Below are 13,665 nucleotides of genomic sequence, written 5' to 3'. Positions count from 1 at the left end.
CGGCATATGAAAGAACCTTTCTTGTCCGCATTGCCGCTTATTCATGAGATTGAAGCGGCTGGTTATGAGGCTTGCTTTGTCGGCGGTGCTGTGAGAGATTTTTTGCTTGGCAGAGACATTCATGATGTGGATATAGCAACATCAGCGACGCCGGCTGAGCTGAAAACCATATTTTCAAAAACGGTCGATGTGGGTATTGAACACGGAACGATTATGGTCATACAAAATGGAAAATCTTACGAAGTGACCACATACCGCTCAGAAGGCGACTATCAAGACTATAGAAGGCCGGAATCAGTTACATTTGTCCGAAGTTTATACGAAGACTTAAAAAGACGCGATTTTACAATGAATGCGATCGCCATGGATAAAGAGGGAAATTTCATTGATCCTTTTGCAGGCCGTTTGGCAGTGGAAAAAAAAGTCATTGTCACCGTTGGATCGGCTGATGAGCGCTTTCAGGAGGACGCCTTGCGGCTAATGCGTGCTGTAAGATTCGTCAGCCAGCTCGGTTTTCACTTGGAGAAACAAACCGAAAAAGCGATAAAAGAGCATGTCGATTTGTTGCGCCATATTTCCGTAGAAAGAATAACGGCTGAATTTGAAAAGCTATTAGATGGAAAATACAAAAAGAACGCTTTTGAATTGCTTTTTCATACAGGCATTTATAAGCGATTGCCTTCTTTATTCAATCAAGAACATGTCGTGCAGTCAGTGACCAAGCTGGAAATTTCTCCCTTAAAAGAACTTGATATATGGCTGTTGGCATTATATTTCTCCGGGGAACATCCTGTTACTACATTAAAGAAATGGCGACTTCCGTCCAAAAAAATAAAACTGCTTTCAATGGCTCTTTCATACCTGATGCTGCGTAAAGATCACTTTTGGAGCAGGGATGAACTGTTTACCGCCGGAAAAGAAATCGCTCTTCTTGTAGAAACGGCTTTTCTGACGATCAAGAGAGAGGATGTACAATTGGCTCATTTGCTGGATAAGTATGAAAGTCTTCCCATTAAATCGTTGAAGGAATTGACTGTGAACGGAAATGATCTCATTCGCTGGACAGGTAAACAAAGCGGGCCCTGGATCGGAAAGGTTCTCCATGAAGCGGCGCAGGCGGTCATAAACGGTGAAATCGCAAATCATAAACAAGAAATCAGGAGTTGGATGGAAAATTGTCGATTGATATAAGAAAACAATTGATTAAAGCACTTTCTGATGCCGATGGCGAATTTTTGTCCGGCCAGACACTTGCCGAGAAGATCGGTTGTTCCAGGACAGCTATTTGGAAACATATAGAAGAACTAAGGAAGGACGGCTTCATTTTGGAAGCTGTCAGAAATAAAGGTTATAAAATCATCAATACGCCGGAAGATCTGACCGAGAGTGACATTTTATTTGGTCTTGAAACGGAGCGTTTTGGAAGAAATATACATTTTTACGAATCAGTCGAATCCACCCAAAAGGTAGCGCATCAGCTGGCACATGAAGGAGCGCCTGAAGGGACTATCGTTGTGTCCGAAGAGCAGAGAACAGGAAGGGGCCGGCTAGGGCGGAGTTGGTCGTCATTGCCGAAAAAGGGAGTATGGATGAGTATGATCGTCCGTCCGGTTCTGCCTCCCCAAAAAGCTCCCCAGTTTACTTTGATTACGGCTGTTGCAGCAGCAAATGCCATTGGCGAAGTGACAGGTCTTCATCCGGAAATTAAATGGCCGAATGACATCTTGATAAACGGTAAAAAAGTAGTCGGGATATTGACCGAGCTTCAAGCGGAAGCGGATAAAATCTCATCTCTCGTTATCGGTATTGGTATAAATGCCAACCATGATGTAGAAGATCTCCATGAAAGTATCCAGGGAAAAGCCACGTCATTGTATATTGAAAAAAGGAAAAAAATTTCACGAGCTCAATTGATCCAAACATTTTTAAAAGATTTTGAAAAATACTATGGCATTTATTTGGACAAGGGGTTTGCGCCGATTAAACTATTATGGGAAACGTATGCGATCAGCATTGGAAAAGTAATCACAGCCAGAACGGTTACCGGAGAGATTGTCGGCAGGGCACTTGGCATTACGGATGAAGGCGTATTAAAAGTGGAGGATGAACACGGCACGATACACGAAGTTTACTCTGCCGATATAGAACTATCGGATTGATAGAATTTTTCTATTTATTTTGCTATTATGTTATTGGGCGGTATCTTAACGAGCTGCACCATTTTCATTTGATGTATTTTTTATATTAATATCTGCCTTGATCCATAGAGAGGACGGGGACAGAGGACCGAAGCGAGTGAAAGGGATGTTACGGAGTCCTTCTGCCTTTTTGGAGAGGATTCCTTTTGTATTTTAGGCGTCCAATTGCTCGAACTGCATTCGCTCCTCTAACAAAAAGGAGGAAATGAAAAATGAAAACGACTGCTGATTTTGTAAAAATGAAACAGGCGGGAGAAAAAATCGCTATGGTCACCGCATATGATTTTCCCCAGGCAAAACTGGCGGAAGCGGCGGGGGTGGACATGATTCTTGTCGGGGATTCCCTTGGCATGGTCGTACTCGGTTATGATTCTACCGTACCTGTCACTGTCAATGACATGGTCCATCATACGAAAGCCGTGAAACGCGGTGCAAAAAACACGTTTGTCGTAACGGATCTCCCTTTTATGTCTTTTCATATCAGCAGGGAAGAAGCGATGCGGGCGGCTGGCCGTATTATGCAGGAGAGCGGTGCCAATGCTGTCAAAGTGGAAGGCGGGGGTGAAGTCATACAAACGATCCAGGCTCTTACAACAGCGGGAGTGCCCGTCATGGGACATTTAGGATTGACTCCGCAGACGGCAGGGGTGCTTGGCGGCTATAAAGTACAGGCGAAGACAGCACAAGCGGCTGAAACGCTTATTAAAGAAGCCAAAAAATGCGAAGAGGCGGGTGCCTTTGCGCTCGTGCTCGAGTGCATTCCCCAGCAGCTTGGCAAAGAAGTGGCGAAACAATTAAATATTCCGGTGATTGGCATTGGCGCCGGTCCTGCGACAGATGGACAAGTTCTTGTTTTTCATGATTTGGCCACATTTGGTGTCGATAGAATTCCAAAGTTCGCCAAACGATATACCGATGTGAATGAACATGTAACCACAGGGTTGAAGCAGTACATTCATGAAGTAAAACAAGGTGTATTTCCTGATGCGCAATTACACACATTTAATATGGAACAGAGCCAGTTGGCTTCTTTGTACGGAGGAAAATAAAATTGAAAATCATCACCGAGAAAAAAGAGATGCAGCAAATGGCAAAACAGCTTCAGTCTAAAGGTAAAACGATTGGATTTGTTCCAACGATGGGGTATCTTCATGAGGGTCACTTGACCCTTGTGCGCAAGGCCAAAAAGGAAAATGATATCGTTGTTATGAGTATCTTCGTAAATCCCCTGCAATTTGGACCGGATGAAGACTATGAAGCATACCCTCGTGACCAAAAAAGGGACGAAAGGCTTGCTGAAACAACAGGTGTCGATCTATTGTTTATTCCAAACGTTTCAGATATGTATGACGCCGAATTGTCGACAAAAATGAGTGTCGTAAAGCGTAATCATGCGTTATGCGGCAATGACCGGCCAGGACATTTTGACGGGGTGGTCACCGTACTGGCAAAATTATTTCACATCGTCATGCCCGACAAGGCATACTTTGGGTTAAAAGACGCCCAACAATTTGCGGTTGTTGCCGGCATGGTTGCCGATTACGATTTTCCTGTACAGCTTATACCCGTTGAAACTGTTCGGGATGCAAACGGCCTTGCGGTCAGTTCAAGGAATGTATATTTATCCGCTCGTGAAAAAGAGCAGGCCCCGTGCATTTATAAAAGCTTGCTCCTGGCAAAACATAAAATTGAACAAGGAGCAACCGATGTCGAGGAAATAAAAAGTGCGGTTATAGACTTTTTAAAGAGCCGTACGGACGCTTTGATCGATTATGTCGATATCCTAAGCTATCCGGAGCTTCAGCCTCTTGAACAAATCCATGGACGCATCATCATCGCCATAGCTGTCAAATTCTCTAAAGCCAGACTCATCGACAACATCATCTTTGATGTGTCATAATATATGACCCGCAGCCAACAAAAGGCTGCGGGCATTTTCCTATCATCCATTAACTGGGAGGAAGGTGTCGAATCGGGATTAAGAGAAAATGGCAAATGTGAGGATCAACTGCCAGTAACCGAACTGATTGGTTCGGGTCGACAGGATAAGGAAAGCTTCGGCAGCACCGTCATCGCATGAAGAAAAAATGTTAGCTTTTTCGAGGATGTTGATCATAAAGGCATTTTTGCAAACAGGATATACGAGTGCAAGCGAAAAGACAGGACAAACAGTTTTGCCAGCATTGCCAGCGCACGCAAAAAAACGCAAACTTTATAAAAACGTCGTTGCCTGAGATTGCCAACAGAAGGTCGCTTTTGCCCCTTGTTTTTTGGGGTTTTCAGGCTGAGAATCCACATCGTAAAGCCAACGTCTGCACGACCCGCCTCTTGCGCATCAGCCCACTTATTTTTATATTCCGTGTCTGTGGCTGAATCAATCTGCGTGTGATACACTATCATAGAGCCGAATGACGGCAGTGATTAAAGGTGTGAAAGAAATGGAAAAAAGATATGTCACAGTAGATTTGGAAACAACCGGAAATTCTTTTGAAAAGGGCGACAGAATCATTCAAATTTCGATTGTGATCATTGAAAAAGGAAAGATCATTGATCAATACACATCACTTGTAAATCCCGAAAAGCCTATTCCGGCTTTCATTCAAGAACTAACGGGAATTGATGATCAAATGGTTACGGTTGCCCCGAAATTTGAAGAAATTGCTGATAAAGTATATACAATATTGGAACACTCGATATTTATTGCCCATAATGTCAAGTTTGATTTGGGCTTTTTGGATGGAGAGCTGAAACATGCGGGAAAACACCACCCGGTGAATCTGACTTTGGACACCGTCGAACTGGCCAAGATACTTCTTCCCTGCTCTCCTAGCTACAAACTACAAGATTTAAGTGATCAAATGAACGTGGTCCATGACAATCCCCATCAGGCGGACAGTGATGCTCTGGCGACAGCAGAACTTTTCCTCCTTTTGGTGAAAAAAGCAGAAAATCTTCCCGTGGTTACGTTGGAAATGCTGTACCGTTTGGCAGAAAAAGCCGACAGCGGCTTGACTTTTTTATTTGGAGCCATTCTTGCCCAAAAACGCAAACATGTAGAAAATCTCCCCGGAAACTTGGATGTATGGCGCGGCATTGCTTTAAGGAAATGCCCGGATGCAAGAGAGGATGTTGCGTTACAAACGGAAACATTTCCGCTGGGAACAGATGAGAAGGCCCAATTATTTCAACAGCACTTTCACCATTTCACTCTGCGTGAAGGCCAATTTGAAATGATGGATACGGTGTATAAAGCGTTGACAACGAATACCCATGCGATGATTGAAGCGGGAACAGGGATTGGCAAGTCGATCGCCTATTTGTTGCCAAGTATTTATTTTGCGGTTAACAACAATAAGCAAGTGGCCATCAGTACATATACAATCCATCTGCAACATCAATTGATCGAAAATGAACTGGACAAATTGAAAAACATCATCCCCTTTCCTTTTAAAACGGCGCTTTTAAAGGGAAGAGACCATTACATCAGTCTATTTCAGTTTGAACAATCGCTGCGAGAAAATAGTGACTCATACGATGAGGCCATCACAAAAATGAAAATACTCGTATGGCTTGTGCAAACGGAAACAGGCGATGTGGACGAATTGAATTTATCGGGCGGCGGCGTGTTTTTTTGGGAAAAGATACGCCATTCGAACAGAAACGTACATCAGCGGGAAGATCCTTGGCATCAAAGAGATTTTTATGCGCGCGCAAAAAGAAAAGCATTCGAAGCCGATATTATCATCATGAATCATGCCAGCTTGATGAAAAGCTTGGAAGGACGGATGGATATTCCGCAGCTTGAATATTTTATAATTGATGAAGCGCACCGATTGGAAAAAGCGGCACGAAATACATTTGGTGTCCATTTGGGATACTACGACCTGAAAAACATGCTCGGACGAATCGGCACATCGGAAAAGAAAAAGCTATTGTATAAACTTGAAAAAAGCGTAAAACGGCTGAAACTGGAGCCAAGCATTCATGTATTTGAATTGGACGAAGCCTTAAACAGCTTTGATCTTGAAATAAATGATTTATTTTCACTAATGGGGCAACTGCTTTTTCAACAACATAAAAATAATGCCTATAAAGCGCAGGTAAGCATCACATCACAAACAAGGCTTGAAAGAAAGTGGCAGTCGATCGAATTGTGTGCCGAGAGGGTAGCGGCCGGACACCGTTTTATCCAAAAAGGAATTGCGGAGCGGCTTGGCTTGATGGAAACATCAAGGAAGGCGCTTAAACCGGAAGAGTTGGCGCTATTGGAGGAAACGACGGCTTTTTGTGAGCAATGGAATACCATTCAAACAACCCTTGACAGATTAGTGTTTCATCCAAAAAAAGAAGATATTGTCTGGATTGAAGGAGAAAAAAAACAAATATTAAACAGGACATTTATACATGCGAAGCCGCTTAACGCAAATCGCTTTTTATCCGAAAAGCTGTTCGGCACGGCGAAAAGTGTCGTATTAACTTCAGCTACCTTGACCGTAAACCGTTCGTTTGCATTTTTTGCGGAAGAGTGCGGCATTCAGCCATTTCAAAAGCTTGAAAAAATGATTGAATCCCCGTATGCATATGAAAAGAAAGCAAAGCTATTTATTCCAAGTGACTTGCCAGATATTAGCGCAGTCGCAAGCGATGAGTATACAGAAGCGATCGCTTGTCATTTAATCGCTATTGCCCACGCAGCAAGGGGACGAATTCTTGTGTTGTTTACTTCACACGATATGCTGAGAAAAACGTTTGATTTGTTAAAGGACAGCGAAGAACTGCATGAGTATGTTCTCTTGGCTCATGGAATATCTTCAGGAAGCCGCCACCGCCTTCTGAAAACGTTCCAGCAGTTTACAAAGTCCATTTTGCTGGGAACGAACAGCTTTTGGGAAGGAATTGATATGAACGGGGAAAGTATATCCGCGATCGTTGTCACCAGGCTCCCGTTTTCCCATATTCATGAACCGGTAACCGCTGCAAAAATGCAGGCGATCAAGGAAGCCGGGAAGAATTCTTTTTCCGCATACTCATTGCCTGAAGCAATCATACAATTTAAACAAAGTTTCGGAAGATTGATCCGGAAAGAAACAGACAGGGGGGCATTTATTGTGTTTGATCGCCGAATCGTTACAACGATGTATGGAAGCGCGTTTCTGCGTTCACTTCCTCCGATCCAGGTGGAACAACAGCCATTAAAGGAGCTTATCCCCGCAATAGAGCAATGGCTGGAGAATGAATAGAACGCCGCAATTGCGACGCTCCTGGAATGTGGACTAGAATGTATTTATAACGTCATTCCCATCATGTTATAATGATGGGTGAGCAATGCGTTGTTTAATGATATTTTGGCTTTCAAACGGCTTATTATGAGTAACAAAATTTGTGTATTCGGCGCCCGCCGTTAAATGGGGGATGTTACATGTATAAATGGCTTATTATCATTTTTTCAGTCTTATTGCTTCTAGCAGGAGCAGGGGGATACATATATACAAAGGCGATGGATCCGGTCAAACAAGCCAGAAAAGAGGCGGAACAAAGAATAAACGCCGATGAAAAATTGAAGAAAATTGATGATTTTTATCTATACAACGGTTCGCAAACGTATTATGTTTTGATTGGAGAAGAAAAAAAGGGCGAACAAGTTGTTTTTTGGATTCCGGAAAAAAAGGATGAAAAAACCATCTCTAAAAAGCTGGCTGATGGCATTTCCAAGCAGGAAGCCATCGATATGCTGGTGAAAGAAAAGCAGCCCAAGGAAATTCTTGGCGTCAGGCTTGGCATGGAAAAACAGCTCCCCGTATGGGAATTGTCCTATTTAGACAATCAATCCCGTTTAAATTATTATTACATTCATTTTGACACCGGAAAATGGTGGAGAAATATTGAAAATCTATAAGGAAGCAGGGATAGGCATGAACATTCAATTATCAAACCGTGTTTCAAAAGTTACACCCTCATCCACTTTGGCCATCACGGCCAAAGCAAAAGAATTAAAACAAAACGGGCTTGATGTGATTGGCCTTGGTGCTGGAGAGCCTGATTTTAATACGCCGGAAAACATCATTGAAGCGGCTAGCCGCTCCATGAAAGAAGGACATACGAAGTATACGGCAACAGGCGGCTTGCCTGAATTGAAAAAAGCGATCATAGGAAAGCTGCAAAGAGACCAAGGGCTTGATTACAAGCCGGCGGAGATCATTGTGACAAACGGCGCAAAACATGCTTTGTACACCCTTTTTCAAGTGATTTTGGATGAGGGGGATGAAGTCATTATCCCCGCACCGTATTGGGTAAGCTATCCGGAACAGGTAAAGCTGGCTGGAGGAAAGCCAGTATATATTGCCGGCGAAGAATCCCAACATTTCAAGATTACAGCGCAACAGTTGAAAGCAGCCATTACACAAAAAACAAAAGCTGTCATCATCAACTCGCCGAGCAATCCGACGGGCATGATTTATACGAAAGAAGAATTGGAAGAAATCGGCGAAGTCTGCTTGCGGCATAACATCGTTGTCGTATCGGATGAAATATACGAAAAGCTTTTATATGACGGCAACCAACATGTGTCGATTGCGGAAATTTCACCTGAACTGAAGGCGATTACCGTCATCATTAACGGTGTTTCGAAATCACATTCCATGACGGGCTGGAGAATAGGATACGCCGCGGGTGATGAAGCCATCATTAAAGCGATGACAGATGTCGCCAGCCACTCCACATCCAATCCGGCAGCGGCATCCCAGTACGGGGCTATCGAAGCCTACAATGGGACACAGGAACCGGTTGAACGGATGAGACAAGCTTTTGAAGAACGAATGAACATCATATATAAAAAGCTGAATGAAATCCCGGGAGTCACTTGCCTGAAGCCGCAAGGAGCCTTTTATTTATATCCGAACGTAATGGAGGCTGCCCGGATAACCGGCTATGAGGACGTGGACAGCTTTGTCGGAGCATTGCTGGAAGAGGCCCTTGTTGCTGTAGTGCCCGGATCAAGCTTTGGGTCGCCGGAAAATATCAGGCTTTCATATGCAACTGCGCTGGAGTCGCTTGAAGAAGCAATCCGCCGTATTCATTCTTTTGTAAAAGAAAAGAGCCGATAAGCCGATCATTGCGTTATACAAGCCACGTGCATGTTGTACGTGGTTTTTCCATCGAAGGAGTAAAAAAACTCTCCACATGAATAAAGATGAGGTGCTGAATGTGGATAAAGAAATGATTGTATCGTGGATGGAAGAAGGTATGGTTCAAATACCAAGTGTGTTGTTAAACAAATATAAACAAATCGGCCTTGACGAAAAAGAGTTGGTGCTGCTTTTGCATATTCAATTCTTTATGGATCGGGGAAACGAGTTTCCAACACCCGAGCAACTGTGTGAACGGATGTCCATCACTGCGGATGAGTGCTCTGCGATGTTGGGGAAACTCGTCCAAATGCAGCTCATTGCCATAGAAGAGGGAATGTCCGAGGAAAAAATCCGTTTTGAAAAGTATTCTTTGAAGCCTCTATGGATTCGGCTGGCGGAAGAACTGATTGCGGAGAAAAAACAACAAGACTTGGAACATACACTTCATGATGAGCATGATTTATACACGGTCTTTGAGCAGGAATTTGGCAGGCCCCTTTCCCCGATGGAATGCGAGAATCTCGCCATGTGGCTGGATGAAGACAAACAGGACCCCTCCATTATAAAAGCGGCGTTAAGGGAGGCAGTCATATCGGGAAAAGTAAATTTCCGTTATATTGACCGCATATTATTCAGTTGGAAGAAAAATGGGGTTAAAACGATTGAGCAGGCTCGCATGCAAGGAAGTCAATTCAGACAAAGGGCAACTAAACAGGGGTCAAAAGTCATTTCGCATGAGCCTTCCAACAAAATACCATTTTATAACTGGCTGGAACAATAAAGGCAGGTGCTTATTGAATTGCTGACTAAACAAGAAATTCGCTATTGTCTTGATACGATGGGTGAGATGTTTCCGCACGCCGAGTGTGAACTAAATCATTCCAATCCTTTTGAACTCGTTATTGCGGTGCTGCTTTCCGCTCAATGTACAGACGTTCTCGTCAATAAGGTAACCAAAACGTTATTTGAAAAATATAAAACACCTGAAGATTATTTGGCTGTTTCCGAAGAAGAACTTCAAAATGATATCCGTTCAATCGGCCTCTTCAGAAATAAAGCGAAAAACATTCGAAAGCTGTGTAGCATCCTGATAAACGAATATGATGGCAACGTACCGAGTGACCGCGACAAATTAATGCAGCTTCCCGGAGTAGGCAGAAAAACAGCTAACGTTGTCGTGTCGGTAGCATTTGGAGTGCCGGCGATCGCTGTAGATACTCACGTGGAAAGGATCAGCAAACGCTTGGGATTTTGCCGATGGAAAGACAGTGTACTGGAAGTCGAAAAGACTTTGATGCGAAAAATACCGAAGGAAGAATGGTCCATCAGCCATCATCGGATGATCTTTTTCGGCCGCTACCATTGCAAAGCGCAAAACCCGCAATGTGCGAGTTGTCCGCTGTTGGAGCTTTGCAGGGAAGGGAAGAAAAGAATAAAGAAAATGGAAAAACAAATGGCTGAATAAGGCTGTTGAGGGGAACCTCGACAGCTTTTTTTTAAACAAGCGATGTTCTGTACAATCACACCTATTAAAAAAGCTTGTAGAGAAAGTGCGTCGACTTTCTCTACAAGCGGAGGGCGCCTCTTGTGCACTCTTTTTTCTTTTGTTGGTTATTTTACCCGGTCATTCTATTCGCCGGGCGAACGGCCTGTGGAGGGGAGCCGCCGGATTGGTCTGTATTGTCGTCCGGGGTCTCGCCCGAATCGCCACCTTCTTGCTGGTTGCCGTTATTGCCAGGATTTTGGTTATTACCAGGGTTTGGGTTATTCCCATTATTGTTTCCGTTATTCCCATTTTGATTATCATTAGGATTATTGTTATTGTTATTGTTTTGCCCGTTTTGATTGTCGTTTTGATTGTCGTTTCCGCTTCCGTTTTGATCGTTATCGGCAGGCGGATTTTCTTCATTGGGTTCTTCTTCGCCGTCTGTTGGTTCTTCTTCGTTCTGATCCTCTTCGTTGGATGGAACCGTGACACTTGCCGATCCTGGTGAGCTTGTTTGCGATTCCGACACGGCAGTCACTTTGATCGAATAAGTCTTGCCAGGCTCCACATTGCTAATCGTATAGCTTGTATCCGATATTTCTCCAAGATCTTTTTCTGTTCCTGCAATATTTACTTTCACCTGAAACTTAAGCTCACCTGATTCAGGATGCGACCAATTAAACACAACCGCTTTTTCTCCTTCTTTATATTCGCCGGAGACGGATGGAGCATCCAGTTTGTCAAAGGCCTGTGACACTTGTTTCGGTTCGGTTCCGGCTACAAACAGCTCGTGTACGATATTGCTTTCAGGCGTATGTTTGCTTGGCTTTTTCGCCGGGTTGGAGCCTTTTTCAACAGCTGCTCGTACAACGCTTTTTGGCATTTTAAAATCAGGTGTTTCAATGTCTGAAGATGCATGTCTCATCAAGTTTTTAAACAGTTGCTGGGCGATTTTTAAATCTTTCGGCAGAATTGGATTTTCCCGCTTTTCATATCCGGTCCAAACAGCAACTGTATAGTTTGTTGTATAACCGGCAAACCATGAATCGGGAGAACTTCCCCGCGGAATGTTATATTCTCTCATTTCCGCTTTGCTATAGTTTGTCGTACCCGTTTTTCCGGCCACAGGAAGTCCAGGAATCGCCGCTGCTTTACCGGTAGCACCTGCTTTAGAGGAAAGTACATCTTTCAGCATATCGGTAACCATATAAGCAGTAGAGTCTTTCATAGCGATTTTCGGTTCAACTTTATTTTTAATTTCCGTTTCTCCATCCATCAACACGATTTTTTTCACCGTGTGCGGCTTATGATACATCCCGTTATTTCCAAATGCGGCAAACGCGCCGGCCAAAGTAAACGGTGACGGATTTTGTTTTCCCCCTCCGATTGAATCGGATTCGGTCATATCGATATTTTCAAAGCCCAATCCCGCCGCAAACTTTCTGACATTTTCTGCTCCCGCTTCTTGGAAAGCTTTTAACGCGGGAATGTTTCTCGAGCGGTATAAAGCTTCTCTTATCGACATTTGTCCAAGGTGCCGGTTGTCAAAGTTGTTGATCGGCGTGCCTCCTGTATACGTATAAGGCTCGTCTTTGACTTGTTCATATGTTGACCAGTTTAAATATTCTATGGCCGGACCATAGTCAAAAATTGGTTTGACAGTCGATCCCGGTTGTTTGTCGCTGAGCTGTGTAGCGTAATTCCGCCCGCGCTTTACGTCTTTGTTGCGGTTGCCACCAATCGCTCTTACCTCTCCTGTTTTGGTATCCATCAGAACAATTCCCGCTTGAAATTTCTCATCGGGATATTGGACGACTTCATTCGTGTATAACATTTTTTCAGTATACTGTTGTGCATCGGGGTCGAGAGTTGTATATATCTTTAGCCCATCAGAAAATACATTGTAATCTCCAAGTGCTTCAACTTCTTTTATGACCTGATCAACAAAGGAATCATATTTGTAAGAGTCTTTTCGATTTTCTTCTTCAGGAACGAGCGTTTCGGTGACGGATATGTTCTTTGCCTTTTCCATTTGTTCTTTGGAAATTTTGCCATGCTGGTGCATGAGGGACAGCACAATATTCTTGCGTTTATCCGCCCTTTCCGGGTACTCGTACGGGTTATATCTGTTTGGGCTTTGCGGCAGTCCCGCAAGGAATGCAGCTTCTTGGAGCTCAAGCTTATCCAGCGGCTTTCCGAAATAATACTTGGAGGCTGTTTCTATTCCATGAACACCGCTGGAATAATATATTTTGTTCACATATATCTCAAAAATCTGGTCTTTGGTATATTGTTTTTCCAATTGAAAAGCAAGCCATGCTTCTTGAGCTTTTCTTTTTAGCGTTTTTTCATCTGACAAAAATGAACGCTTGACGACTTGTTGGGTCAAGGTGGAAGCTCCTTCCGATCCAAATCCCCGAGAGAAGTTCGCAAGTACGGCCCCTGCAATTCTTCTAAAGTCAATTCCGTGATGTTTATAAAATCTCACGTCTTCCGTGGCAAGTACCGCGTCTTTCACTAATTGTGGAATCTGGTCAATCTCAACATAGTCCCGGCGCTCCGTTCCCAGTGTTGTAAATACTTCACCGTTTATATCCAGCAATTCAGATGCAACCGGATCAACGAGCAACTTTTTATCCAGTTTCGGAGCATCTTTCACATACCATGCAAAGGTTCCGGCCCCTGTTACCAATCCTGCAAACATGAGTATGACAACGAAAAGAAAAGTTTTTTTCAGAAAGCTTTTTGGCTTTTTTTGTTTTTTTTGTTTTGTTACTTTTCGACGTTCTGTCCGTGTTTGAAACTTGTCTGCCATATAAAGAATCCCCGCTTTCAATGTTTAAGAAGTCTATTT

At 43.5% G+C, this 13,665-nt stretch carries 11 protein-coding genes; 10 read left to right on the top strand and 1 reads right to left on the bottom strand.

Annotated features, from left to right (window positions below):
- Positions 1–6 precede the first annotated feature (6 nt).
- The 10 genes from JOC94_RS02755 to nth all read left to right on the top strand — a co-directional run bounded on the left by JOC94_RS02755 (position 7) and on the right by nth (position 10,790).
- Entirely contained in the window at positions 7–1,191 is a 1,185-nt protein-coding gene (locus tag JOC94_RS02755; RefSeq protein WP_077113331.1) for a CCA tRNA nucleotidyltransferase, read from the top strand.
- Positions 1,176–2,159: a biotin--[acetyl-CoA-carboxylase] ligase gene (locus tag JOC94_RS02750; RefSeq protein WP_077113332.1), complete on the top strand. Its 984-nt coding sequence runs from the start codon at positions 1,176–1,178 to the stop codon at positions 2,157–2,159. The genes JOC94_RS02755 and JOC94_RS02750 overlap by 16 nt, the downstream gene beginning before the upstream one ends.
- 251 nt (positions 2,160–2,410) lie before the next feature.
- A complete protein-coding gene (panB, locus tag JOC94_RS02745; RefSeq protein ID WP_077113333.1) occupies positions 2,411–3,247 on the top strand; it encodes a 3-methyl-2-oxobutanoate hydroxymethyltransferase in 837 nt (278 codons plus the stop codon).
- 2 nt (positions 3,248–3,249) lie between these two features.
- Positions 3,250–4,098 carry a pantoate--beta-alanine ligase gene (gene panC, locus JOC94_RS02740; protein ID WP_077113334.1) on the top strand — a complete coding sequence of 283 codons (849 nt, stop codon included), beginning with the start codon at positions 3,250–3,252 and terminating at the stop codon, positions 4,096–4,098.
- A 3-nt stretch (positions 4,099–4,101) separates the two neighbouring features.
- Complete coding sequence (locus tag JOC94_RS02735) at positions 4,102–4,278, top strand: hypothetical protein (protein ID WP_171973996.1); 177 nt, start codon at positions 4,102–4,104, stop codon at positions 4,276–4,278.
- A gap of 358 nt (positions 4,279–4,636) precedes the next feature.
- The gene (dinG, locus tag JOC94_RS02730) at positions 4,637–7,438 is read left to right on the top strand and encodes an ATP-dependent DNA helicase DinG (RefSeq protein WP_077113335.1); all 2,802 of its coding nucleotides are present in this window, start codon (positions 4,637–4,639) and stop codon (positions 7,436–7,438) included.
- 179 nt (positions 7,439–7,617) lie between these two features.
- Positions 7,618–8,094, top strand: a complete 477-nt coding sequence (locus JOC94_RS02725; RefSeq protein WP_077113336.1) for a cell wall elongation regulator TseB-like domain-containing protein — start codon at positions 7,618–7,620, stop codon at positions 8,092–8,094.
- 22 nt (positions 8,095–8,116) lie between these two features.
- Entirely contained in the window at positions 8,117–9,301 is a 1,185-nt protein-coding gene (locus JOC94_RS02720; RefSeq protein WP_077113515.1) for a pyridoxal phosphate-dependent aminotransferase, read from the top strand.
- 100 nt (positions 9,302–9,401) lie between these two features.
- Positions 9,402–10,106, top strand: coding sequence for a DnaD domain-containing protein (locus tag JOC94_RS02715; RefSeq protein ID WP_321189693.1), 705 nt, complete (start codon positions 9,402–9,404; stop codon positions 10,104–10,106).
- Positions 10,107–10,124: 18 nt separating this feature from the next.
- Positions 10,125–10,790, top strand: a complete 666-nt coding sequence (gene nth, locus JOC94_RS02710) for an endonuclease III (RefSeq protein WP_077113338.1) — start codon at positions 10,125–10,127, stop codon at positions 10,788–10,790.
- Between the two features lie 151 nt (positions 10,791–10,941).
- On the opposite strand, the gene JOC94_RS02705 is transcribed toward nth, so the two are convergent.
- Positions 10,942–13,626: a transglycosylase domain-containing protein gene (locus JOC94_RS02705; RefSeq protein ID WP_077113339.1), complete on the bottom strand. Its 2,685-nt coding sequence runs from the start codon at positions 13,624–13,626 to the stop codon at positions 10,942–10,944.
- Between the last annotated feature and the right edge of the window lie 39 nt (positions 13,627–13,665).

Origin of the sequence: Siminovitchia thermophila (assembly GCF_016909185.1) — a bacterium.
GTDB lineage: Bacteria > Bacillota > Bacilli > Bacillales > Bacillaceae_C > Siminovitchia > Siminovitchia thermophila.
Note: the sequence above shows the minus strand (reverse complement) of the source record. Positions and strands in the feature narration are given on the sequence as shown.

Excerpts from the sequence above, each read along its gene's own strand:
- dinG (WP_077113335.1), top strand. The coding sequence starts at position 4,637 with ATGGAAAAAAGATATGTCACAGTAGATTTGGAAACAACCGGAAATTCT.
- JOC94_RS02735 (WP_171973996.1), top strand. The coding sequence starts at position 4,102 with ATGACCCGCAGCCAACAAAAGGCTGCGGGCATTTTCCTATCATCCATT.
- JOC94_RS02725 (WP_077113336.1), top strand. The coding sequence starts at position 7,618 with ATGTATAAATGGCTTATTATCATTTTTTCAGTCTTATTGCTTCTAGCA.
- JOC94_RS02705 (WP_077113339.1), bottom strand. The coding sequence starts at position 13,626 with ATGGCAGACAAGTTTCAAACACGGACAGAACGTCGAAAAGTAACAAAA.
- JOC94_RS02755 (WP_077113331.1), top strand. The coding sequence starts at position 7 with ATGAAAGAACCTTTCTTGTCCGCATTGCCGCTTATTCATGAGATTGAA.
- panB (WP_077113333.1), top strand. The coding sequence starts at position 2,411 with ATGAAAACGACTGCTGATTTTGTAAAAATGAAACAGGCGGGAGAAAAA.